This is a genomic window from Luteibacter sp., assembly GCF_036499525.1.
In the GTDB taxonomy this organism is placed as follows: Bacteria; Pseudomonadota; Gammaproteobacteria; order Xanthomonadales; family Rhodanobacteraceae; genus Luteibacter.
The window spans coordinates 36,199-58,948 of sequence record NZ_DASYDO010000032.1 but is presented as its reverse complement, the minus strand read 5'-3'; the positions used below and the strand labels follow the sequence as shown (position 1 = coordinate 58,948).

General features: G+C 65.4%; 20 protein-coding genes. 12 read left to right on the top strand and 8 right to left on the bottom strand.

All coding sequences use genetic code 11. The features are described 5' to 3' along the window. The first annotated feature begins 40 nt into the window (after window positions 1-40). The 8 genes from VGM71_RS06880 to ilvN all read left to right on the top strand — a co-directional run bounded on the left by VGM71_RS06880 (window position 41) and on the right by ilvN (window position 9,204). Window positions 41-988 carry a branched-chain amino acid transaminase gene (locus VGM71_RS06880; RefSeq protein ID WP_331543334.1) on the top strand — a complete coding sequence of 316 codons (948 nt, stop codon included), beginning with the start codon at window positions 41-43 and terminating at the stop codon, window positions 986-988. Then, window positions 985-2,400: a 3-isopropylmalate dehydratase large subunit gene (leuC, locus tag VGM71_RS06875; protein ID WP_331543332.1), complete on the top strand. Its 1,416-nt coding sequence runs from the start codon at window positions 985-987 to the stop codon at window positions 2,398-2,400. The genes VGM71_RS06880 and leuC overlap by 4 nt, the downstream gene beginning before the upstream one ends. Then, complete coding sequence (gene leuD / locus VGM71_RS06870) at window positions 2,397-2,993, top strand: 3-isopropylmalate dehydratase small subunit (RefSeq protein WP_331543330.1); 597 nt, start codon at window positions 2,397-2,399, stop codon at window positions 2,991-2,993. The genes leuC and leuD overlap by 4 nt, the downstream gene beginning before the upstream one ends. Next, window positions 2,990-4,054, top strand: a complete 1,065-nt coding sequence (leuB, locus tag VGM71_RS06865) for a 3-isopropylmalate dehydrogenase (RefSeq protein WP_331543328.1) — start codon at window positions 2,990-2,992, stop codon at window positions 4,052-4,054. Before leuD ends, leuB begins: the two co-directional genes overlap by 4 nt. Then, a complete protein-coding gene (ilvD, locus tag VGM71_RS06860) occupies window positions 4,051-5,811 on the top strand; it encodes a dihydroxy-acid dehydratase (protein ID WP_331543326.1) in 1,761 nt (586 codons plus the stop codon). The genes leuB and ilvD overlap by 4 nt, the downstream gene beginning before the upstream one ends. 143 nt (window positions 5,812-5,954) lie before the next feature. Next, a complete protein-coding gene (ilvC, locus tag VGM71_RS06855; protein ID WP_331543324.1) occupies window positions 5,955-6,974 on the top strand; it encodes a ketol-acid reductoisomerase in 1,020 nt (339 codons plus the stop codon). 2 nt (window positions 6,975-6,976) lie between these two features. Next, complete coding sequence (gene ilvB / locus VGM71_RS06850) at window positions 6,977-8,839, top strand: biosynthetic-type acetolactate synthase large subunit (protein WP_331543322.1); 1,863 nt, start codon at window positions 6,977-6,979, stop codon at window positions 8,837-8,839. Window positions 8,840-8,841: 2 nt separating this feature from the next. After that, a complete protein-coding gene (ilvN, locus tag VGM71_RS06845) occupies window positions 8,842-9,204 on the top strand; it encodes an acetolactate synthase small subunit (RefSeq protein WP_331543320.1) in 363 nt (120 codons plus the stop codon). Here ilvN and VGM71_RS06840 read toward each other — a convergent pair. Further along, window positions 9,189-9,788 (bottom strand): short chain dehydrogenase, encoded by a 600-nt coding sequence (locus VGM71_RS06840; protein WP_331543318.1) that lies wholly within the window; start codon window positions 9,786-9,788, stop codon window positions 9,189-9,191. The two genes, ilvN and VGM71_RS06840, sit on opposite strands and share 16 nt — an antisense overlap. A gap of 143 nt (window positions 9,789-9,931) precedes the next feature. On the opposite strand from VGM71_RS06840, the gene VGM71_RS06835 reads away from it, so the two are divergent. Beyond that, entirely contained in the window at window positions 9,932-10,090 is a 159-nt protein-coding gene (locus tag VGM71_RS06835; protein WP_331543316.1) for a hypothetical protein, read from the top strand. 11 nt (window positions 10,091-10,101) lie between these two features. Here VGM71_RS06835 and VGM71_RS06830 read toward each other — a convergent pair whose 3' ends face one another. Further along, entirely contained in the window at window positions 10,102-11,052 is a 951-nt protein-coding gene (locus VGM71_RS06830) for a hypothetical protein (protein WP_331543314.1), read from the bottom strand. Continuing rightward, complete coding sequence (locus VGM71_RS06825; protein ID WP_331543312.1) at window positions 11,040-11,846, bottom strand: hypothetical protein; 807 nt, start codon at window positions 11,844-11,846, stop codon at window positions 11,040-11,042. Before VGM71_RS06825 ends, VGM71_RS06830 begins: the two co-directional genes overlap by 13 nt. Before the next feature lie 201 nt (window positions 11,847-12,047). Here VGM71_RS06825 and ubiA point away from each other — a divergent pair, with 201 nt between their 5' ends. The 3 genes from ubiA (at window position 12,048) to VGM71_RS06810 (ending at window position 17,116) form a co-directional block, all read left to right on the top strand. Beyond that, window positions 12,048-12,938: a 4-hydroxybenzoate octaprenyltransferase gene (gene ubiA / locus VGM71_RS06820; RefSeq protein ID WP_331543364.1), complete on the top strand. Its 891-nt coding sequence runs from the start codon at window positions 12,048-12,050 to the stop codon at window positions 12,936-12,938. 195 nt (window positions 12,939-13,133) lie between these two features. Further along, the gene (locus tag VGM71_RS06815) at window positions 13,134-15,623 is read left to right on the top strand and encodes a TonB-dependent receptor (RefSeq protein ID WP_331543310.1); all 2,490 of its coding nucleotides are present in this window, start codon (window positions 13,134-13,136) and stop codon (window positions 15,621-15,623) included. Further along, window positions 15,623-17,116 (top strand): CehA/McbA family metallohydrolase, encoded by a 1,494-nt coding sequence (locus VGM71_RS06810; protein ID WP_331543308.1) that lies wholly within the window; start codon window positions 15,623-15,625, stop codon window positions 17,114-17,116. The genes VGM71_RS06815 and VGM71_RS06810 overlap by 1 nt, the downstream gene beginning before the upstream one ends. Before the next feature lie 12 nt (window positions 17,117-17,128). On the opposite strand, the gene VGM71_RS06805 is transcribed toward VGM71_RS06810, so the two are convergent. The 5 genes from VGM71_RS06805 to VGM71_RS06780 form a co-directional block, all read right to left on the bottom strand. Further along, a complete protein-coding gene (locus VGM71_RS06805) occupies window positions 17,129-19,009 on the bottom strand; it encodes a DUF2235 domain-containing protein (RefSeq protein ID WP_331543306.1) in 1,881 nt (626 codons plus the stop codon). An 87-nt stretch (window positions 19,010-19,096) separates the two neighbouring features. Further along, window positions 19,097-19,690 (bottom strand): hypothetical protein, encoded by a 594-nt coding sequence (locus VGM71_RS06800; protein WP_331543304.1) that lies wholly within the window; start codon window positions 19,688-19,690, stop codon window positions 19,097-19,099. Window positions 19,691-19,740: 50 nt separating this feature from the next. Next, on the bottom strand, window positions 19,741-21,594 hold the full coding sequence (locus VGM71_RS06795; RefSeq protein ID WP_331543302.1) for a type IV secretory system conjugative DNA transfer family protein: 1,854 nt from the start codon (window positions 21,592-21,594) through the stop codon (window positions 19,741-19,743). 178 nt (window positions 21,595-21,772) lie between these two features. Continuing rightward, window positions 21,773-22,492, bottom strand: a complete 720-nt coding sequence (locus VGM71_RS06790; RefSeq protein WP_414675099.1) for a ComF family protein — start codon at window positions 22,490-22,492, stop codon at window positions 21,773-21,775. Window positions 22,493-22,507: 15 nt separating this feature from the next. Beyond that, a complete protein-coding gene (locus VGM71_RS06780; RefSeq protein ID WP_331543300.1) occupies window positions 22,508-22,711 on the bottom strand; it encodes a hypothetical protein in 204 nt (67 codons plus the stop codon). Between the last annotated feature and the right edge of the window lie 39 nt (window positions 22,712-22,750).

Sequence of the window (22,750 nt, the reverse complement as noted above, 5' to 3'; positions counted from 1 at the left end):
CAGACCGCCGCCGTCGCGGCCCAGTCCTGAAGGAGGATCCATGGAAGCCCCGACATACCTCTGGCATAACGGCCGTATCAAGGCCTGGGCCGACGCCACCGTCCACATGGGCGCGCATGCGCTGCATTACGGTTCCTCGGTCTTCGAGGGCGTGCGTGTCTACGCCACCCCGGACGGGCCGCGCTATTTCCGCCTGGACGAACATATCGAGCGCCTGTTCCACTCGGCGCGCGTGTACGACCTGGCGATGCCGTACGACGCGTCCACGATCAACCGCGCCTGCCGCGAGGTCATCGTCGCCAACGGCCTGGCCTCCGCCTACGTGCGGCCCATCGTCTTCCGCAGCGGCTTCACCTTCAGCCTCGCGCCCTCGATCGACACGCCGGTGGATGTCGCCGTCATCGCCTTGTCGTGGAGTGCCTACCATGGCGCCGATGCCATCGAGAAAGGCGTCGACGTCTGCGTTTCGTCCTGGAACCGCGCCGCGCCGAACACCTACCCCAGTGGCGCGAAAGCGGGCGGCAACTATCTCAACAGCCAGCTGATCGCGCGTGAGGCAGTGAACGGCGGCTATGCGGAAGGCATCGCGCTGGGTACCGACGGCCTGTTGAGCGAAGGCGCGGGCGAAAACCTCTTCGTCGTGCGCAGGGGCATGATCCACACGCCACCCGCCGCCTCGTCGATCCTCTGCGGCATCACCCGCGACACCGTGATCACCCTGGCGCGCGAGCGCGGTTACGAGGTGGTCGAGCAGTCCCTCCCGCGCGAGATGCTGTATTTCGCCGACGAGGTCTTCATGACCGGCACCGCGGCGGAGGTGACGGCCGTCCGCTCGGTGGATCGCAAGCCGGTGGGCAGCGGGCGCCCCGGTCCCGTCACGCGGCAACTGCAGCAGGATTTCTTCGGCCTGTTCGACGGGCGCACGGAGGATCGCTGGGGCTGGCTCTCTCCCGTCGAAGACGCCACTGCCGCGAGGGTCGCCGCATGAATCCGCGTACCCTGTTCGACAAGCTCTGGGACGCACACCAGGTGACGGCCGAAACGGAAAGCACGCCGGGCGTGCTCTATGTCGACCTGCACATGGTCCACGAGGTCACCTCGCCGCAGGCATTCGACGCACTGCGCGGCCGGGGCCTGAAGGTGCGCCGGCCCGACCGCACGCTGGCCACGCTTGACCACTCCACGCCCACGCTGCCACCCGATGCCGACGGCAAGCGTCCTTACTACACGAAGGAAGCCGAGGCGCAGGTGGCGACCCTGGAAGCCAACGTGCGCGAGTTCGGCATCGACCTCATGGGCTGGGACAGCCCGCAGCGCGGCATCGTGCACGTCGCGGGGCCGGAAGTGGGCGCCACGCAGCCCGGCATGACCATCGTCTGCGGCGACAGCCACACGGCCACGCACGGCGCCTTCGGCGCGCTGGCCTTCGGCATCGGCACCACCGAGGTCGGCCACGTGCTGGCCACGCAGTGCCTGCTCCAGCGTAAGCCCAAATCGTTTGCCATCCACGTGGACGGCGCGTTGCAGAACGGGGTTACCGCGAAGGACCTCATCCTGCACATCATCGGAAAAATCGGCATCGGCGGCGGCACGGGGCACGTGTTCGAGTACACCGGCGAGGCGATCCGTGCGCTGTCGATGGAGGAGCGCATGACGGTGTGCAACATGTCCATCGAAGCAGGCGCGCGTGCGGGCCTCATCGCTCCCGACGAGACGACCTTCGCCTGGCTGGCCGGACGCGAGCGCGCGCCGAAGGGAGAGGCGTGGGACCGCGCTGTCGCCCGCTGGCGCACGCTGCCCAGCGACGAAGGCGCCAGCTACGACCGTGACGTGCGTATCGACGCCTCGTCCATCCAGCCGTCGGTCACCTATGGCACGCATCCCGGCATGGTCGTGCCCATACACGCACCGATACCCGCCGCGGCGGATGCGGTCGAACAGCGAGCCCTCGACTATATGAAGGTCACTGCCGGCAAGCCGATCGCGGGTGAAGCCGTGGACGTCGTCTTCATCGGGAGCTGTACCAATGGCCGCCTCTCCGACCTGCGTGCCGCGGCGGAGATCCTGCGCGGGCGGCGCGTGGCCGCGAGCGTTCGCATGCTCGTGGTGCCCGGCTCGGAGCAGGTGCGCCGCGACGCTGAGCGCGAAGGGCTGCACGAAGTTTTCCGTGCCGCCGGCGCGGAGTGGCGCGAGCCGGGCTGCTCCATGTGCATCGCCATGAACGGCGACCTCGCCCAGCCGGGCCAGCTCGTCGTCGCCACCAGCAACCGCAACTTCGAAGGCCGCCAGGGCAAGGGTGCGCGCACCGTGCTCGCCAGCCCGCTGGTCGCCGCGGCTTCCGCCGTGGCCGGCCGCGTCACCGATCCCCGCGAATACATGAACCAGGAAGCCGCCGCATGAGCCCGACCAGCCGCCCGCTCGCCTACGTGCAGTCCCGCACGGCGGTGCTGCGCAATGAAAACATCGATACCGACCGCATCATCCCGGCGCGATTCCTCACCACCACCGAGCGCACCGGCCTCGGCACGCACTGCTTCGAAGACTGGCGCTATGCCACCGACGGCAGTGACGATCCCGCGTTCCCGCTCAACCAGCCGCAGGCGCTTGGCTGCGCCATCCTCGTGGCCGGACGCAACTTCGGCTGTGGTTCGTCGCGCGAACACGCGCCCTGGGCACTTCTCGATTACGGCATCCGGGCCGTCATCTCCAGCGAGATCGCGGACATCTTCCGCGGCAACGCATTGAAGAATGGCCTCGTTGCCATCGTCGTCAGCGAGGCCGAGCATCGCTGGCTGCTCGACAACCCCGGCGTGGAACTGCGCATCGATATCGCCGAGGGCACGATCCGCCTTCCCGACGGTGGCTCGGTCCGTTTCGACCTCGACGCCTTCTCGCGGCATTGCCTGCTGAACGGCGTGGACCAACTGGGCTTCCTGCTGCAGCAGGAAGGCGATATCGCCGCGTACGAACAGCGCATGGAGGTAGCGGCATGAAGGCCTCCATCGTCGTGCTCCCCGGTGACGGCATCGGCCCGGAAGTCGCTTCCGCCGGCGTGGCCGTGCTGCGCCAGGTCGCACAGCGCTTCGGTCACGAATTCACCTTCACCGAACACGCCATCGGTGGCGAGGCCATCGACCGTTTCGGCGATCCGCTGCCGCCGGAAACGCGCGATGCGTTGCTGGCGGCGGACGCCGTCCTGCTGGGTGCGGTGGGCGGTCCGAAGTGGTCCGACCCGAACGCGAAGGTCCGTCCGGAGCAGGGCCTCCTGGCGATGCGCAAGCTGCTTGGCGTGTTCGCCAATGTGCGGCCGCTGAAGCTTCATCCGCGCACTGCGGCGCTCTCGCCGCTGAAAGCGGAACGCACGAACGGCGTGGACCTCGTCTTCATCCGCGAGCTCACGGGCGGCATCTATTTCGGCGCGAAAACGCGCAGCGACACCGACGCCACCGACGAGTGCCGCTATAGCGTGGACGAGATCGAGCGCGTGCTTCGCCACGCGTTCGATCTCGCCCGAACCCGTCGTCGCAAGGTCACCTCCGTGGACAAGGCCAACGTGCTGGAAACCTCGCGCCTCTGGCGCTCGGTCGCCACGCGGGTCGCCGCCGATTATCCGGACGTGGAGCTGGAACACCAGCTGGTCGATTCCATGGCGATGCACTTGCTCACCCGCCCCGCCGACTACGACGTGATCGTCACCGAGAACATGTTCGGCGACATCCTCACCGATGAGGCCTCGGTGCTCGCCGGATCGCTGGGCCTGTCGCCGTCCGCGTCTATTGGCGGCCCCGGCGCGGGCGTGTACGAGCCGATCCACGGTTCGGCGCCGGATATCGCCGGACAGTCGCTGGCCAATCCGCTCGGCACGATCCTCTCGACGGCCATGCTGCTGCGACATTCGCTTGGTCTTCCGGACGAAGCCGCCATGGTGGAAGCCGCGGTCGATCACGTACTGGAACACGCCAACCTCACCCGCGACCTCGGTGGCAGCGCCACCACGCACGCCGTGACCCGCGCCGTCCTCGATGCCTGTACCGCCAAAGCGGAGGCCGCATGACCACGAAGAAGATACCGCTGCGCACGCTCCGCAGCGACGCGATCAAGACCGGCCCCGATCGCGCACCCGCCCGTGCGATGTTGCGCGCCACGGGACTCGACGACGATGCCATTGCACGGCCGATGGTCGCCATCGTGCACAGCTGGTCGAACGTATCGCCGTGCAATCTCAACCTGCGTGAACTGGCCGAAGCCGCCGCCGAAGGCGTGCGCGCGGCCGGCGGCACGCCCGTGGAATTCAATACCATCGCCGTCACGGACGGCATCGCCATGGGCACGCCGGGCATGCGCTCGTCGCTGGTAAGTCGCGAGCTGATCGCGGACTCCATCGAGCTGGCCGTCGACGGCCACTGCCTCGACGCGATGGTGCTGCTCTGCGGCTGCGACAAGACCATTCCGGCCGCGGCCATGGCCCTGGCCCGGCTGAACATTCCCGGCGTGGCACTCTACGGCGGCAGCATCGCGCACGGCAGCCACAATGGTTGTCCGATCACGGTGCAGGAAGTGTTCGAAGCCGTAGGCGCGCACGGGGCAGGCAAGATCGACGATGCCGAGCTCGACGACGTCGAACGTCACGCCTGTCCGGGCGCGGGTGCCTGCGGTGGCCAGTTCACTGCTAACACCATGGCCATGGTGCTGACCACGCTTGGACTGTCGCCCGTCGGCCTCAACGACATTCCCGCCACCGACCCGGCCAAACGCGATGCCGCCTACCGCTGCGGACAACTCGCCATGGCCTGTCTCGAAGCGAACCGCCGGCCGCGCGACGTGATGACTCGCACGGCGTTCGACAATGCGGCGCGCATGGTCGCCGCTACGGCCGGATCCACCAACGCCGTGCTTCACCTGCTGGCGATCGCCAGCGAAGCACGCGTACCGCTTTCGATCGAGGACTTCGAGCCGGCTTCCGCGCGCACGCCGGTGATTGCCGACCTGAAACCCGGCGGGCGCTTCAGCGCGGTGGAACTCACCGCCGCCGGCGGTACGGCGGTCGTGGCGCGCGAACTGCGCGATGCCGGCCTGATCGCGGATACGCAGACCATCACCGGCCGCAGTCTGTTCGCCGAACTCGATGCGGCTCCGCCAGCCACCGCGGGGCAGCAGGTGGTTCGATCCGTCGACAACGCGTTCAAGCCGCGCGGCGGCTACAGCATCCTCTACGGCAATCTCTCGCCCGAGGGATGCATCCTGAAGCTTGCCGGCCATGGCCGCACCAGCCATGCGGGGCCAGCCCGCGTGTTCGAGAGCGAGGAAGCCGCTTTCGCGGCCGTACAAGCCGGACGTATCCGCGGCGGCGACGTCATGGTGATCCGCAACGAAGGGCCCGCCGGCGGACCGGGCATGCGCGAAATGCTGGCCGTGACGGCGGCGCTCGTCGGTCGCGGCCTCGGCAACGATGTCGCGCTCATCACCGACGGCCGGTTCAGCGGTGCGACGCACGGCTTCATGGTCGGACACGTCGCGCCAGAAGCGGCGCGCGGCGGCCCCATCGGCCTGCTCCGCGAAGGCGATGCGGTGTTCATCGATGCGTCCACACGCGAACTGCGTACCGATGCCGACCTCGCCTCGCGTCGTGCCGCATGGCGGCCGACGGCACCGAAGGTCACGCGTGGCGTGCTCGCCAAGTACGCGCGCCTCGTCGGTTCCGCCGCGGAAGGCGCGGTCACCCAGGCCTTCGACGATGAGCCCGTCGTCGCGACACACGCACGCCACGAATTCGAAGGCGAAGACCTGACCCAGGAACTCATCGGCAACTGATACCGCCCTGTAGGAGCGCGCCTTGCGCGCGAAAGCTTCTCGCGAGACGCAACAGGTCCTGTCGCTTTCGGCTTCAAAACATGTCGCGCGCAGGGCGCGCTCCTACGACACCCCGCACGTCACACACTTCAGGAGACAACCCCGTGACCGACATCCAAGCCACCACCGCCCCCTTGCAGAACGCCCGTATCGCCGTGCTCGGCTACGGCAGCCAGGGCCGCGCCCACGCGCTCAACCTGAAGGATTCCGGCCTCGACGTCGTGGTCGGCCTGCGCCCCGGCGGCCCGTCGTGGAGTCGTGCCTATGTGGACGGCTTCGCCGTGGCCGAGCCGGCCGATGCCGTGCGCGGTGCGGACCTCGTCGCTGTGCTGACCCCGGACATGACCCAGCCTGGCATCTACAAGGACGCCATCGAGGCGAACATGAAGCCCGGTGCCACGCTGCTCTTCGCGCACGGCTTCAACGTGCATTTCGGCCAGATCCAGCCGCGCACGGACATCGACGTGGTGCTCGTCGCGCCGAAGGGCCCGGGCGCGCTGGTTCGCCGCGAATACGAGATCGGCCGCGGCGTGCCCTGCCTGTATGCGGTGCACCAGGACACCACGGGCAAGGCGGCCGAGCGCGCGACGGCTTATGCGGCGGGCATCGGCGGCGCGCGCGCCATGCTCATCGAAACCGACTTCAAGGAGGAAACCGAAACCGACCTGTTCGGCGAGCAGGCCGTGCTCTGCGGTGGGGCATCCGAACTCGTCATCAAGGGGTTCGAAACGCTCGTGGAAGCGGGCTACCGACCCGAGATCGCCTACTACGAGGTGATGCACGAGCTGAAGCTCATCGTGGACCTGTTCTACGAAGGCGGCATCGCGCGCATGCTCGAATTCATTTCGGAAACCGCCCAGTACGGCGACTACACCCGTGGCCCGCGTGTGGTCGACGAGGGCACGAAGCAACGCATGAAAGCCGTGCTCAAGGAGATCCAGGACGGCACCTTTGCCCGCGAATGGACGGCCGAATACAAGGCGGGCCTGCCGAACTACAAGGCATTCAAGCAGCGCGACCTCGAGCACCCGATCGAGCAGGTCGGTGCACGGCTGCGCGCGCGCATGCCGTGGCTCGCCGCCAATCCGTCGAAGCCCGCACCCGAGTCGGCCAAGGCGGAGTGACCGTGAACGCCCAACTGGACACCACCGGCAATAGTCGCCCTACCTCGAGACACTCCCTGGCCGGTCACATCCTGACCGGCGCGGACATCGTCGTGCAGATACTTGCCGACGAAGGCCTCGATGTCCTCTTCGGCTACTCCGGCGGCGCCATCCTTCCCGTGTATGACGCGGTATTTCGGTACAACGCCGAACATCCGCGGGATGACGGCACCGAGCCGATGCCGCTGATCGTTCCCGCCAATGAACAGGGCGCGTGCTTCATGGCCGCGGGCTATGCACGCGCATCGGGCCGGGTGGGCGTGGCGCTGGTGACGTCCGGACCGGGTGCGACCAATGCCGTGACCCCCGTGCGCGATTCGATGGCCGACTCGATTCCGCTGGTGGTGATCAGCGGACAGGTGCCGACGGCGGCGATCGGCACCGACGCGTTCCAGGAGGCACCCGTCAGCACGATCATGGGTTCCTGTGCGAAGCACGTCTTCCTCGTGACCGATCCGGCGACGCTGGAAGCCACGCTTCGCACCGCCTTCCATATTGCCCGCAGCGGCCGCCCGGGTCCCGTCGTCATCGACATCCCCAAGGATGTACAGAACGCGCCGCTCGTGTTCCATGGCAGCCACGAGCTTCCGGTGCGAGGTTATCGATCCCGCCTGCATGCCGTGGAGTCGGCGACGATTCCCGACGACGCATGCGCACGATTCTTCGGTCTGCTCGGCCAGGCGAAGCGTCCCCTGATCTACGCGGGCGGCGGCGTGGTGTCCGCCGGCGCGGCGGGCGCCCTGAGTGACTTCGCCCACGAGCATGGCATTCCCGTCGTCACCACCTTGATGGGGATCGGTGGGTTCGACACCACCGATCCGCTCGCACTGGACATGCTCGGCATGCACGGCGCGGCGTATGCCAACTACGCGATGGACGACTGCGATTTCCTGTTAGCCCTGGGTGCGCGATTCGACGACCGCGTGGTGGGCGTGCCGGCGAAGTTCGCACCGGCCGCGCGCGCCATCGTCCAGATCGACATCGATCCGGCCGAGATCGGCAAGGTCAAGACAGTGGACTGGCACCATGTGGGCACGCTGGACCAGTCGCTGGAGCGACTGACGTCGTACGGAAGGAACAGGGGCCTCCGCGGCGATTACGCGCCGTGGCATGCGCACGTCGCTGCGCTGAAGACGACCCACGCGATGGACTTCTGCCGCGAAGGCACGAGTATCCAGCCCTGTGCGGTCATCGAGGCGATCAACCGCATCACCGACGGCCGCGCCATCATCAGCACGGGCGTGGGCCAGCACCAGATGTGGGCTGCCCAATACTTCGACTTCCGCGAGCCACGCCACTGGCTCACGTCCGGCTCCATGGGCACGATGGGTTTCGGCCTCCCCGCGGCGATCGGTGCACAGTTTGCGCGCCGCGACCGCATCGTGATCGACGTGGACGGCGACGCCAGCATCCGCATGAACATCGGCGAGCTGGAAACGGTGACCACGTACAACCTGCCGGTGAAGATCGTGGTGCTGAACAACAGCGGCGACGGCATGGTCCGCCAGTGGCAGAAGCTGTTCTTCAAGGGGCGGTTCTCCGCCTCGGACAAGAGCCTGCATAAGAAGGATTTTGTCCGGGCCGCCCAGGCCGACGGTTTCGAATGGGCCAGGCGGCTGGACGACCCGGCAGGGGTCGACGCCACCATCGCCGACTTCCTGGCCTTCGAAGGACCGGCCTTTCTCGAAGTGGTGATCGATCCCGACGCCGGCGTCTATCCGATGGTGGGACCCGGGGCGACCTATGCGGAGATGATCACGGGGGACTGGATCGCCAGTCGTGAGAAGCCGGTGGCCCGAACCGCCGAACCGACAGGAATGTTCTGACGATGCGCCACCTGGTCTCCATGCTTTTGCAGAACGAAGCAGGCGCACTGGCTCGCGTGGCTGGCCTGTTCGCGTCGCGCGGCTACAACATCGAGTCGTTGATCGTAACGGCGACGCGGGATGCCGATGTGTCGCGGCTGACCCTGGTGGTCGACGTCGACGATGCCGCGATCGAGCAGATCGTGAAACAGTCCGCGAAGCTCGTCGACGTGATTGAAATCGCGGACCTCGGCGAAGGCGGACCGGCTGAAGGCCCCTTGATCCTGGCGTTCGGAGCCGTACTCCAGCTCGCTGGCGAGATCGTCGACCGCGCGCATGGCGACACACCCGCGGCCGATCGGCATCGGGCCTACCAGACCTTGTAGACCTGCCCCGTCTGCCGCCCCTCGACCGAGCGCGAGAACGCCAGCGCCGCACGCGCCACCGGCACTGCCTCGACCCCACGGAAGAACGGTCCGTAGCTTTCCATCGACTCCACGAGCACGTTAGGGCTCACCGCGTTGATCCGGATGCCGCGCGGCAGTTCGATCGCCGCCGCGCGAACGAAGGCTTCGACCGCGCCGTTCACCATGCTGGCACACGCACCCGCGACGATAGGCTGCTCGGTGAGGATGCCGGTGATAAGGGTGAATGAACCACCGTCGCGCAGCCGCGAAGTGCCTGCGTGGACCAGGCGCAGCTGGCCCATGAGCTTGTCTTGCAGGCCTTCGAGATACTTCGCCTCGGTGAAATCCGCCAGCGGCGCGAAAGGCACCTTGCCGGCCGCACAAACCACGGCATCCAGGTCGCCGACATCGCGAAACATCGCTTCGACGCTGGCGGCGTCGCGCAGGTCCACGCGCACGTCGCCGAGGGAGCGGCCGGCCCGGACGATGTCGTGCCGCACGCCTAGTTCGGTAGCCACCGCCTGGCCAAGGGTGCCGCCGGCACCGACTAACAGGATCTTCATGATCGGGTTTTCCTTGGAGTTGCGACCGGCAAGGTTACGCGGAGGGCCATGAACCGTCGTCTCCACCGGAGCTTTACGATGCCTACCCGGCTGTTTCACCAGGCGATGCCTAGGTTGGGCACTCCCCCCTAGGTGAGTTTCCTATGCCTTACACACCCACCAATCCCCAGCCGCCCATCGCCGAACCCGGCAAGAACCGTCCCGACGAAGAAATCCGCAAACCGGGCCACTACAAGCCCGAGCGTGACGCCGATCCGGAACCACCGGTGGACGACGATCCGATCGAACCGTTAGAGCGCTGAGTCCGATAAGACTACGCCCGGCGCCCATGCCGCCAGGCGTAAGCGACCAAGTGCCAAGGATGAAAGGCAAGGTGCAAGCGGTGCTCGCCAGCCGGGACGCAGACCGCACGAAACATGCCGTTGGCGCGATGGATCGCGATCGGTTCGTCATCCAGCTCGGCTACCCACCCCGGGTAGTCCAGTTCGCTCATGGCGATCCATCCGGCCGACGACGCCGTGACCGCCAGATCGAGCGTCGTGGGCGTCGCGCCGAGGGCCGTGGTTTCGACGACGCCGTGGCAAGTCGCCGCAGCCTCCCTGGAGGCCTTCGCATCCTCGTTGTCCCGCGGTGTGAGCCAGAGCGTCGAGGCGAAATCCGTATCGACGAACCGTCCGACGTCGGGTGCCTCGCCGGGCCGAAGCCATCGCGCCTGCGTCGGATTCAGTAGCCGCGCGAACGCCTGATCGTTGCGCCAGATATCGACGTCGTTTTCCGATTGCACCTTCGTGTAATCGGCGGGCGGCACGAACGACGGCCACCCTTTGCCGCGGCCGACGATGAGATAGCGCACGGCCAGCAAGTCGTCGAGCCGGCTCTCGGGAAGGCGGTTATACGGTGCGGCCACGTCGTGGACGCTGCTGCTTTCACGTGGCTGGTACCACTGTTCGTAAAGCGCATAGCGCAAAGGGTTGTAACCCCGCGTGGACGGAATACCGAGCATGGCGACCGTATCGTCCCAGGCGGGGTAGGCATTGATCGTGCTGATGCGATCTGGCAGCACGATGCCGTCGGCCTTCAGGTGCCGCGCCAGGTAGTGAACCGCCGGGTTCCTTGTAAAACGAGCGGCCCAGTTCGTCGACTCGTTGAAGGTACCGCCGAGATTGAACGTTCGGTAGTCGGCAACGAGGACCAGCATCAACCACAGCGCCGCACGCCATTCACTGCCCGGGCGTCTTACCTGCCAGAGCGCTACGGCCACCACGGCGACGGCGATGAAAGCAGCGGCATGCCGCCCCTGTAGCGAAGTACCGGTGGCTGCCAGCCAACAAGCAACTGGGGAAGCCCGATGGCCGAAGCCATCGCGAGGGCCACCGCGACGCCTGCATACCAGCCCCGCCGGCGGCGGAGATCGTAGGCTGCCCAGCGCCGAACCGTACCGATGGCCGCATGGACAACGATGACGAGGACGAAGAGGTAAGTGATCTGAACCAACTGGGTCACCATCGCACCAGCGGCGACCCCCAGGATCAGGCCGCGGCGCCCGCGCGGCTCATCGAGGAACTGGCGCAGTGCCAGGAGCACCACGGGAACGTACGCATAGGCGATGACATCCGGCGTGTGCTCAAGTCGCGACGCGGCAACGCCACCGGCCATGAACACCGTGGCGCCGAGCAGCCAGCCCAGGGCGTTGCCCCCGTAACGGCGCAGGAGCGCGAGCATCGCCGCGCCTCCCATGAGGACGTGGAGCAAAACGCCCCAATCGAACCACACGGCACCGGGATCCTGTCGCAGAAGCATCCAGCCCATGAGCAGGGGAGAAAACATCATCCCCTGCGGGTCCCCGATCTGCGGGTAACCGGCATAGATATACGGATTCCACCAGGGAACGAGTCCAGAACGAAGGGTATGCGCGTTGAAGTAGACCGTGGGGTAGAACTGGTCGATGGCGTCCCAGGGGAGGACCTGCTTCCCGAAGAGCACGTTGAAGTGCAGCGCCGCCCATATCCCGCAGAGAACCATCAGCAACTGGCGAAACGATGGGTTTTCCGTAGTCAAGGTCTCGCCGGGCAGGTCCATTGCGGAAGGCGGGAGTTTACCGGAACCCACCTACGACCCCAAAGCATCGGCAGGCCCGCTAGACTTCAATGCATGAGCCCCACATCCCGCAAGCCTTCCGCGCGGCGCAAGGCGACACCTGCCACCCGTAAGCCGGCACCGCTGGCACGCCCCGCCGACGCATCGACCACCGCCGAGCGCGTGCTTGCCGTGCTGCTCAAGGCCTTGCCGGCAGCGCGGCGCGAAAAGATCCATGCCTACCTTGTGCTTACCCGCATGGACCGGCCCATCGGCGCCCTGCTCCTCATGTGGCCGACCTGGTGGGCATTGTGGCTTGCGGCAAAGGATTTCCCGCCCATCGGGCCGCTGGCGATCTTCACCCTCGGCGTGTTCGCCATGCGATCCGCCGGGTGCGCCATCAACGACTACGCCGACCGCAAGCTCGATCCCCAGGTCGCGCGTACGGCAGGACGGCCCATCGCCAGCGGCAGGGTCGCCCCGCGCGAAGCACTCCGTATCTTCGCCGGCCTGCTGGCATTCTCTTTCATCCTGGTGCTGTTCACGAACCGGCTCACCATCCTGCTCTCATTCGCCGGCGCGGCGCTCGCGGCCATCTATCCTTTCAGCAAGCGCTACACGAACCTGCCCCAGGTGGTACTGGGCGCGGCGTTCGGCTGGTCGATCCCGATGGCGTTCGCCGCCGTGACAAACACGGTGCCGCCGCTCGCGTGGCTGCTGTTCATCGGCAACATTCTCTGGTCGGTGATCTACGACACCGAATACGCGATGGTCGATCGCGAGGAAGACATCAGGGCGGGCGCGAAATCCACGGCCATCCTCTTCGCGGACGCCGACCTCGTCATCATCGGCGTGCTGATGGGCACGTTCCTGCTCACCATGCTGCTGGTCGGCACGCGTGCCGGCCTGGGCTGGCCGTACTGGATCGGGCTGTCCGCGACCACCGGCCTGTTCGGCTACCAGCAGTGGATCATGCGTGATCGCGAACGGGCAGCGTGCCTCACCGCCTTCCGTAACAACAACTGGGTGGGACTGGCCTTGTGGCTCGGTATCGTGATCGCGCTCGCATTGTGACCGTGATCACGGTGTAAGCCGGCGATGACCATTTAGCTCGATTGAAATAGGGCCGTCATGAAAGTTCAGCGATCCCGTCATCGCTGACGCATAAGTTCTTGCGTGTCGCGGACCCACGGAGTGGCCGCGGGCGTGCGCTTGCCGCAACGTCCGCGGGGAGGGTGCGCGCAGCCCCTTCCCCGGAAAACATTCACCATGCGTACTACCCTCCTCAGCCGCGCCGTGCGCGCGGCGCTCGTCGGCGCGCTCCTCGTTTCCGCCGCGGCCAACGCCCAGGACAGCAACCCCGGGAAGAAGACGACGGACCTCGACAATGTCGTCGTCACGGCACGCTCCGGCGTCGACACCCGCACCAAGGCGGAAACCAGCTACTCGATTACCACGATCGACGAAGACCGCCTGCGCATGCAGGCGCCCACCAGCGTCACCGAGGCCGTAAAGTCGGTGCCAGGCTTCTGGGTGGAATCTTCCGGCGGCGAAGCGTCGGGCAATATTCGCGCCCGCGGAATCCCGGTGGACGGCTACGGCTCGGTCACGCTGCTCGAAGATGGCATTCCCGTCCAGCACGATCCGGCGTTGGGCTACCTCAACGCCGACCAGGCGTTCCGCCTCGACGAGACGATCGAACGCGTCGAAGTGGTCCGCGGAGGCCCCTCGTCGATCTTCTATTCGAATGCACCGGCTGGCGCCATCAACTTCATTCCGCGCAAGGTCGGCGACACACCGGAAGGCCTGGTGAAGTACACCGTCGGCAACTACTCGCTGAACCGCCTCGACTTCTGGTACGGCACGCCCATCGGCGGCGGCTGGAAGCTCGGCGTCGGTGGCTTCTGGCGCGTGGACGACGGCATTCGCCGTCCGCAGTTCAACGCGGACGATGGCGGCCAGCTGCGCGCCACGCTGTCCAAGCAACTCGAGCACGGCGACATCAGCTTCGACGTCAAGCACATGGACGACAAGGTCGCCCTGTACCTCGGCATCCCGATGCGCACGAACGCCAACGGCGACATCCGTCCGGTGCCCGGCTTCAACGGCAACTACGGAACGCTTGCCGGCCCGGAAACCGAGCATGTGCTCATGCGCCAGGGCGACGGCAGCCTGTACAACTTCGACAACGACGAAGGCACCCACGTGAAGCGCACGCAGGTGTCGTTCAAGTTCGACCACGACCTCGGCGACGACTGGAAGCTGGCCGAATCGATGCGCTACAGCAATACCGATACGCAGCGTAACGGCGTGTTCCCGAACGCCCTGCAGAGCGCCAGTTCGTTCATCGCCCAGGACACCAAGCGCCTCACCGCCATCCCGGGCGCCACGGGCCTGCAGTTCCGCTACGTGGACAACCCCTCGCAGGTGTTCAACGTGGCCAACCAGAACGGCAACGGGCTGGTGGTGACCGAAGGCCTGCGCGGCGTGACGATGCCCGTGAACGAATTCATCAACGACACGCGCGTGCTGCGCAAGTTCGAGTTCGGCGACCAGAGCCATGACGTCACGTTCGGCTACTACCACGCGAACTTCCAGCAGGATTTCAGCCGTTATTCCTCGACCGTGCTGACCGACGCGACCGACAATGCGCACCTGCTCGACCTGGTGGGTGTTGACGCGAACGGCAACGTGCTGGGTTCGCTCACCGACCACGGCGTCTACCGTTACGGCTACGAGTGGGAACATGCCAACGGTAAATCCGACACCAATGCCTTCTACGCGTCCGACGAATGGCAGGTGACGCCGGAGCTGCGCATCGATGGCGGCCTGCGCTACGAAAAGGTAAGCGTCAAGGGCTTCACCGAAGGCAAGCAGACGATCGACATCGGCGGCTCGCCGGCGGCAACCTCGGTCATCACGGGCAACGGGGTGCTCACGAATTACGACCAGTCGTTCGACAAGACCGGTTGGACGCTGGGCGGCAACTGGCAGTTCTCGCCGCGCCAGGGCCTGTTCGCCCGCTGGACCTCGGCCTTCCGCCTGCCGAACCTCAGCACCTACATCACCAGTCCGACGGCCACGCCGCTTCTGCAGACGATGGACCTGGCCGAAGCGGGCTGGAAATACAGCGACCGCCTCATGGACCTGTACGCGACGGCCTTCTACACGAAGTACGACAACGTCGGCTTCACCAACAACGTTTTCGACCGTAACGGCAACACTTCCACGCCGCAGACCGGCTTCGCCAGCACGAAGACGTATGGCCTCGAGCTGGAGGGCACGCTGTACCCGACCAAGTGGTTCGACGTGCAGTTCAACGCCACCTTGCAGGATCCGAAGTACAAGGGCCTGAGCTATACCGACGTCGTCGCCAATGCACCCGTGCTGCGCGACTACGACGACAACCAGCTCATCCGCGTGCCGAAGGTCAGCTACCGCATCGTGCCGGGCGTGAACCTGCTCGACGGCCGCCTGCGCCTGCAGGTGTCGTACGAGCACGAAGGCAAGCGCTTCGTGGACACCGCGAACTCGGTGGTGCTGCCGTCGTACCACGTGGTCGGCGCGAGCGCCCGCTACGATGCAACGCAGCAGCTGTCGCTGTTCCTCTACGCCGACAACATCACCAACTCGCTGGGCCTCACGGAAGGCAATCCGCGCGCCGGCGAACTGGCGAGTGCCGACGCGGGTGCGAACACGTTCATCGCACGTCCGCTGCTGGGCCGCTCGTTCCGCCTCGCCGCGATGTACCGGTTCTGATGCGGGCGCTATTAAGCATCGTGCTCGCCTGCTTCGCCGCCGCCGGTATGGCGACGGAGCGGGCGCCGAGCCTGGTCCTGCGGGGCCAGCTGTCCGGCGCGGACCAGCACACGTACCGCGAGGTTCCGTTCGACGTGCCCAAGGGCACGTCGCGGATCACGATTGACGTCGATTACACCGGTCGCGAGGAGCGTACGACGATCGACCTGGGACTGCTCGGGCCGGGTGGTTTCGAGGCGCAGGACGGATTCCGCGGCTGGAGCGGCGGCACCAAGCGGCGCTTCACGGTATCGGCCACGGATGCCACGGCCTCTTTCCTTCCCGGCGTCATCCAGCCGGGCAAGTGGCGCCTGCTGCTTGGCATACCGAACATCCGGCCTACATCGACGGCCCTGTATACCGCGAGGATCTGGCTTTCGCGCGACGACGAAGGCTTCGGCCCTGAGCACGGGCTCACGGCACCGCTTGCCATGGAGGATCGCTGGTACCGCGGCGACCTGCACATGCATTCGGCGCACAGCGACGGCGGCTGCCTGAACCTGTCGCGCACGAAGAAGGTGCCGTGCCCCCTGTTCCTCGTCGCCACCTCGGCGGCGAAGCGCGGCCTCGACTTCATCGCCGTATCCGACCACAACACGATGTCGCAGGTGTCCGGGCTGCGGGAAATCCAGCCGTACTTCGACAGGATGCTTCTGATCCCGGCGCGGGAAATCACGACGTTCGAGGGTCATGCCAACCTCTTCGGCGTCTCGCGCACCGTGGACTTCCGCGTGGGAACGAAAGATGTGCCGGACTGGAACGCCCTGCTGGCCGATATCGCCCGGGCACACGGCGTGATCTCGATCAACCACCCGAACCGGCCGAACGACGAAACCTGCATGGGTTGCGGGTTCACGCCGAAGAATCCCGTGGACATGCACGGCTTCAGGGCGATCGAGGCGATCAACGGCAAGGACGCGGAGCGCGCCGATACCGGCATCCCGTTCTGGGAGAAGCAGTTGAACGACGGCCTGCGCATCACGGCCATCGGCGGCAGCGACAGCCATATCGGGCCCGACGATCCGCGCGACGCTTTCGCCGGAACGATCGGTACGCCGACCACGGTCGTGCATGCGCGGGAGCTTTCCATGGAAGGCATCCTCGACGGCATCCGCGCAGGGCATGTGTTCGTGGATACCGAAGGAACCCGCGACCGTTCGCTCGACGTCGTCGGCACCGCGGGCGCGGCCCGGGCCGGCATGGGCGATGCGATTCGGGTGGCGGACGGCGCGGCGATGCATGTTGCCGTGCACACGGCCGCGCTACAGGGCCAGCTCATCGCCGCTACGTTGGATGGGCTACCGCTGGCCGGTGCGGGATCGTGGATCCCGCCGAACGGCGACGTAGCCTTCGATTGGACCAGTGACGGAAAGCCGCACTGGCTGCGCGTGGATGTGCGCTCGCCGGAGGGCAAGCTGCTGATCCTTGGCAATCCCGTTTACATCAACCGCTGACCGCGGCCCGCCTCACATCGAACGCCCCATGCCGAGTTGCGCCTGCTGTGCCTGGAAGTTGTCCATGATCTGCGTTTGCTGCCGGTCGAATTGCTGGATCTGCGCGATGGCCTCCTGCGGATACGTCGGAGGGGCGCTCAGGTCGATCCGGGCGGCCGTGGTCAACAGGCCGGCGCCCTGGAACTCCAGCGTCATCCGTTCCGGGTCCAGCCTGACCGACCTGAGGTTGTCGGCGGTGATCCGGCTCGTGTGGCAGGCGGCGGTGAACTGCAGGAGGCGGTCTTCGGAAGCCTGGGGAACCTGCCTTTGCAGTTCGCGGTAGAGCTCGTGGTTGGGATTCCCGGGGTGGCGAGGATCGTGGCTTTCGTGTTGCATTCCCGCAGGGGCGGCCTGATGGAATCGCATGGCAGTTGGTGACATCTCCACGTCCCTCGCCTGCTCCAACGATGGCTCGTCATGCCCCCTGGATACCTGCACCGTCGTCGTCCAACGGACGGAACTTCTTTCCAGCGGCGTGTCCATCGATTCCACCACCGGCACGGTGGTGCGCTTGGCGGGGCCGTAACCTGCTTCCACGGCCGACAGCTTGTCGTTGCCGTCCATCAGTTCGACCCGGTCGATACGGTTCAGCCCATCGGCGCGGGCGGCCACGACCAGGGCGGCACTCAGGTTGTCGCTGCGCTCATCCGGCTCCCTTCGATGCGCCCGGTCCAGTTCGTGCACGAGACGCCGGGCGTCGCGAAACATCCGGTAATCCGGGTGCATCGGATCGTCGAGCAGGCGCTGCGATGCCGGCGCAGGTGGCGGGGTGGAGCGATGGAAGGCGATGGGCTCGGGCAACCGCGGCGGTATCTGTGCCACCTGAGGCGTGACCTGCTGCCAGCCGAACTGCCGCGCCAGCGACTGATCCACCGGATCGGCGTCGTGGCACAGGTCGACGATCTTGCAGTTCGCCAGTTCGTTGCGAAGGTCGCGCTGCCCGTCGTGGTCCATGCGCAGGCCGAAGGCGGCCGTGGCGCCCTTGGCCTGGAAGATGGCGTACTGCGCCGGATCGTCGGGCAACGGGCGGTGTTCGAATAGCTGCTGGTCGGTCAGCGCGTTGAGATAGTCGGCCATGCCGTTGAAGGCCATGACTTCCAGACCAGCCTCCTTGTTACCGCCGCCGACATTCGAATGCCCGCCGGGCACGGTGGCACTGAGGAAGCGGCCGTCGTCGGACCAATCCGGATCCAGGATGGTCTGGTGCGGGAACAGCTCGCGCTGTTCGTCGCGAGCGATCTGCGAGAAGCCCGAGAGGACCGACTTCGGCAGGCGGGCATCGTAGTTGCGCGGAAGATTGGTGCCGACCGGGTCGAAGAGGCCCACGGCCTGTGCTACTTCACCTGGCGCAATCAGCGTGCGGGGCGCCGTGACGCTCAGGTTGCCGTTCGCATCGCGGCCGAACTTCATGCCTTCGGGATCGACGATGCCGTATTGATCGACCAAACGCGCCAGACCGGGAACTAGCACGGCACCTCGGCTGTAGCCGACGCCGACCACGCGTACCTTTGCTTGCGGGTCCAGATCCTTCCATCGGGAAGTTTGACCGGCAATATCTGTATACATCACCCGAATCTTGTCGTCCCATGTATAGGGAAAGGCCCCATCGATAGCTCGGGTAATCGGGTTCTTCTGCGTCCCAATGCCTTCGACATAGTGGTAGCCAATTCGGCCGCCTGATCCCTCCCTCATGCGTTCCGACTGGTTCCTCAGCTCCCCGACATTGGTCAGCAACTGGCTTGTATCGTTGGCATCCTGCCCCGTGCCGTCAAACAGTGCGATGAACAGATACTCGTGCGGATTGTTTCGGCTCTGCAGCACGGGAACCGAATGCTTCGCTTGTTGCTCGCGCATACGATCATAGACATCGATATCGCGAGATGTGGCTGGGCGGCTCACGCCGTTTGAAAGAAGTTGGCCCACGGGCGCACTCTCTGTGTGTTAATAGTTATAGATCTTGACCAGAATCAGGTCTTGCCGGTGCCCACTAAACGTGTTGCCAGGAACCTGCAGGTGCTTGGTGGGAATAAACGCCCGCATATAGACACGAATCGCGCGGTCGTTGACCTCGAGAATGATGGACGGGTTGATAGGCAAACCTCCGTCCGGTTGCTCCGCCACCTCGCCCCTGGTCACGTTATGCCGGATCAGTTCATCACGAAAGATGGAAGCAATATCAATCTCTGCCTGATGGGGTTCTCCATCGGAGGATGTCCACGTAGCTTTCGCCGCTTTGGGGAAATTGCGAATTCCCCCGTGATCGCCACTCATGTAGTCGAGATACGCGGGGCCAAGCGTCGACGACGACGGCCTTGGCTTATCCCGGCCGTGTCTCTGGCCGGCATACCACACGGTGCACGTCAACGTGCCATAGCAGAAGGCACCGAAGCTATGCTCCTTGAACTTGAGCGGCCACTTGACGGGTCGAAAATTCATCGTTGCACGCACTGCCGGGTCGCCACGGTAGGCCAGTTCAGGTTCCTTCTGCGTCGTCTCCGCTGGGGACGCACGGGCGAACAACCCCACGGCACCCATGCCTGTGATTGCGACGATGAGCGACCATCGATGCTTCCTAGGTCCCCTCATCACGACGCACCTACCGCTTGCTCGAACGCAACAAGACAGGACCGGTCGGTCATGTGCACGACGTTATTCTCGACCGGCAACTTAAGCTCGGCTGGTTCGCTAAAGACCGGCCCAGCCGCTCGCTCGACCTCCACCGGCGGCAGACTCGTCCAGGCCCTGAACGTCTTATCCTTGAAGAACCAGTTCTTCTTCGCTCGGATAGGCCTGCAGCCTTCGTAGAAGATCAGCTCGTCATCGCTGTGAAGCTCCTTGACTTCCTGGGGCAGGAGCAGCGCCCGGCGCTCCTCTACATAACTGGTGGAAACCTGCCGTCCGCCACCGCCATGACCGGTGGACTGCTGGCGCTTGCGTACGGTCTTGTAGCCGAGCATGTCGCTGTACGCGTTGGCGTCATCCTGCTCGCGCGGGGCAAACACGATCTGCGCGCCGTGATTGGTGATGAAATTCTGCGCGTCGTGCTCGCCGTACACCGAGCGCAGCTGCGACTGGCTCTGGATGATGCACAGGTCGCGCACGCCATAACTGGCCGAAATAGAGATGCGTTTGGCCCACACGTCCATCCGGCCCATGGCGGTGAATTCGTCCATCAGCATGAGCATCTGGTACTTGAGATCCGGCTCCTCACCAAGTTGCTTGTCGAGGTTGTTGCCGATCACCGAACTGAAGAAGATGTTGAGAAGCTTGCTGCTCTCGTCCAGCTTGTTGGTCGGAATATCGATGAAGAGTGTCGTCCTCTCTTTACGAAACCTGCGGATGTCGAAATCTGTCGCGTTAGTGGCAGCGGCCAGGATAGGACTCAGGAATTGCTGGAGCGGCGCTTGCATGGCGGCGATCACCGACGAAAACGTTTCCTCCGCCAGGCCGACGAGATTGCGGAAGACCGTGCGCGTCTGCGAACTGATGAAGGCAAAGCCCACATCCCCGAGCAGGGTGGCAAGCATGGCTTTGCAACTCTTCTCATCGGCACCACTGGAAAAGCGCAGGATGCGCTCGAACGACGGAAATTCGGGATACGTGTTGACGGCCGGGTCCTGCGCACCTGCTTCCAGATCAGGCTGTCGAGGTGGCCTTTTGTCGTCCCAGGCTTCGAACATGTACGAGGTGAACGCGGTAAAGGCGGCACGGCTCTGTGACACCCAGAAAGGGTCCGCGCCTGGGTGGTCCGGATAGAGAATGGCCGCGATGGTCTGGATCTCGCCGATGCGCTTGCCGTGATCCATGTCGGCCAGGAGCGTCATCGGGTTGAACCGATGGGTTTTTCCCTCGTCGTCGTAAGGCGCCCATGTGTAGACGCGCTGACCCATCGCCTCGCGCCGCCCGCTGGTGGCCTTGCGCAGTTCTCCCTTAATGTCGAGCACCACCATCGAATGCTCGTAAGTGCACAGGGCGGGAATGGCAAGGCTGGTCGTTTTGCCCGAGCGCGTCGGGCTGACGACGAGGACGTGCTGAGTGCCACCAAGCCAAAGCCTGTGACCCATGTACTTGCCGATGAGGATGCTCTGCTCGGTCTGCTCGAGCAGGCCGGCCCGCCTCAGCTCGGCGATGGTCGCGAAGCGCGCATCGCCATGGGTGGACTCCAAAGCCGAGCCGTGCCTAAAGAGCAGCACCAGCACCGCGCACCACGCAAGGAACGACAAGGCACAACCGACGGTGAGCGCGAGCTTGATGCGCCATCCATACGGGGCGTAAGACGGCTGGTCCAGTGCCTGCACGTAGCGCCACGCGGTGTCCCAGTGCACCGGATACCCGTCGACACCGAGGAACAGGTAGGTGAAATGGCCAGAGCCGTAAGCCGCCGCGGCGACCGCGGCGAGGGTTGCGACGGCGGCGAAAGCCGCCTTCCATGGACGCATGTAAGAACACTCCCTGCGAGACTTCAGGAATGCTCGACGGAGTAGTCAATGAAAGCAATAGTTTATTGCCGTCTGACGCTGTAGGCCGCGTCATATAAGAACCCCGCAAGCTGTCCCACAGCCAGGGCTTTTACCCGGCGCTTCCGATATTTCGGAATCGGGTTGTCCTTAATGCAACCTATCGTTGAGCAGGCAACGGCGTCCGGGCCAGCGCCCACACATCCACACGCTCTACGCCCGCGGCAAGCAAGGCACGCGCGCACTCGGCGAGCGTCGCGCCCGTCGTCATCACATCGTCCACGATCGCCACATGCTTCTGTACCGGCACGCGCTGTACTGCGAACGCCGCACGCACGTTTGTCGCGCGTGCGGCAGCATCGAGTTCGGTCTGCGCTCCTGTACGACGGGCGCGGCCGAGCACATCATGCGCAAGCGGTAATCCGAAGCGCCTGGCCAACGGCCGGGCGAGTTCGAGCGCCTGGTTGTATCCCCGCTTACGCAGGCGGCTGGTGTGCAACGGCACCGGCACAAGAAGCTCGGGCATGAGGGGCGGCTGGCCGGCCGACAGCCAGCAAGCGGAGAGCACGCGTCCCGCGACGAGACTGCCGGAAAACTTGAAGCGGCTTTCGAGGACGTCGAGCGGCCACGCGTAGACGAAGGGAACCCATACGTCGTGCCACGGAGGTGGCATTTGCTGACACTGGCCACAGAGGATCGTGGTGGATGGCAACGGAAGCGCGCAGCGTCCACAGCAGGCGATGTTCCGCACGAGGGACCGGCGGCAACCGTCACACAGGTCCAGGCCACCGCTTCCCGACCCGTCGCAGACGAGGCAACAAGGCGGAAGGACGAAACGCCCCGCCGCCGCCAGCCATGCCTTGAGTGAGGACGCGTCCATGCGTCTGCGATGACCTCAGTCGCGCCGGTACATGGCAGCGTCGACGATCGACCACAGGTGGATGATCCAGCCCAGCCAGATCACCCAGAGCACCGCGGCAAGCACGAACATGATCAGTGCCTTGAAGACTCGCCCCTGTACCAATTGCCCCAGGCCGGGGATGAAGAAACTGCAGATCGCGGCTATCACGTTGCCGGTGCTGCCCTGTCCATCGCTCATGCACGCATCTCCTCGGGAATCCCGGATTCCATCGTACGG

What these genes read in the sequence shown, in the direction of transcription:
- ilvN (WP_331543320.1), top strand. Translation starts at nt 8,842, where the DNA reads ATGCGCCACCTGGTCTCCATGCTTTTGCAGAACGAAGCAGGCGCACTG.
- leuC (WP_331543332.1), top strand. Translation starts at nt 985, where the DNA reads ATGAATCCGCGTACCCTGTTCGACAAGCTCTGGGACGCACACCAGGTG.
- ilvD (WP_331543326.1), top strand. Translation starts at nt 4,051, where the DNA reads ATGACCACGAAGAAGATACCGCTGCGCACGCTCCGCAGCGACGCGATC.
- VGM71_RS06835 (WP_331543316.1), top strand. Translation starts at nt 9,932, where the DNA reads ATGCCTTACACACCCACCAATCCCCAGCCGCCCATCGCCGAACCCGGC.
- VGM71_RS06795 (WP_331543302.1), bottom strand. Translation starts at nt 21,594, where the DNA reads ATGCGTCCATGGAAGGCGGCTTTCGCCGCCGTCGCAACCCTCGCCGCG.
- leuD (WP_331543330.1), top strand. Translation starts at nt 2,397, where the DNA reads ATGAGCCCGACCAGCCGCCCGCTCGCCTACGTGCAGTCCCGCACGGCG.
- VGM71_RS06790 (WP_414675099.1), bottom strand. Translation starts at nt 22,492, where the DNA reads ATGGACGCGTCCTCACTCAAGGCATGGCTGGCGGCGGCGGGGCGTTTC.
- VGM71_RS06840 (WP_331543318.1), bottom strand. Translation starts at nt 9,788, where the DNA reads ATGAAGATCCTGTTAGTCGGTGCCGGCGGCACCCTTGGCCAGGCGGTG.
- VGM71_RS06780 (WP_331543300.1), bottom strand. Translation starts at nt 22,711, where the DNA reads ATGAGCGATGGACAGGGCAGCACCGGCAACGTGATAGCCGCGATCTGC.
- VGM71_RS06815 (WP_331543310.1), top strand. Translation starts at nt 13,134, where the DNA reads ATGCGTACTACCCTCCTCAGCCGCGCCGTGCGCGCGGCGCTCGTCGGC.
- VGM71_RS06880 (WP_331543334.1), top strand. Translation starts at nt 41, where the DNA reads ATGGAAGCCCCGACATACCTCTGGCATAACGGCCGTATCAAGGCCTGG.
- VGM71_RS06800 (WP_331543304.1), bottom strand. Translation starts at nt 19,690, where the DNA reads ATGGGTGCCGTGGGGTTGTTCGCCCGTGCGTCCCCAGCGGAGACGACG.
- VGM71_RS06810 (WP_331543308.1), top strand. Translation starts at nt 15,623, where the DNA reads ATGCGGGCGCTATTAAGCATCGTGCTCGCCTGCTTCGCCGCCGCCGGT.
- leuB (WP_331543328.1), top strand. Translation starts at nt 2,990, where the DNA reads ATGAAGGCCTCCATCGTCGTGCTCCCCGGTGACGGCATCGGCCCGGAA.
- VGM71_RS06805 (WP_331543306.1), bottom strand. Translation starts at nt 19,009, where the DNA reads ATGCGCGAGCAACAAGCGAAGCATTCGGTTCCCGTGCTGCAGAGCCGA.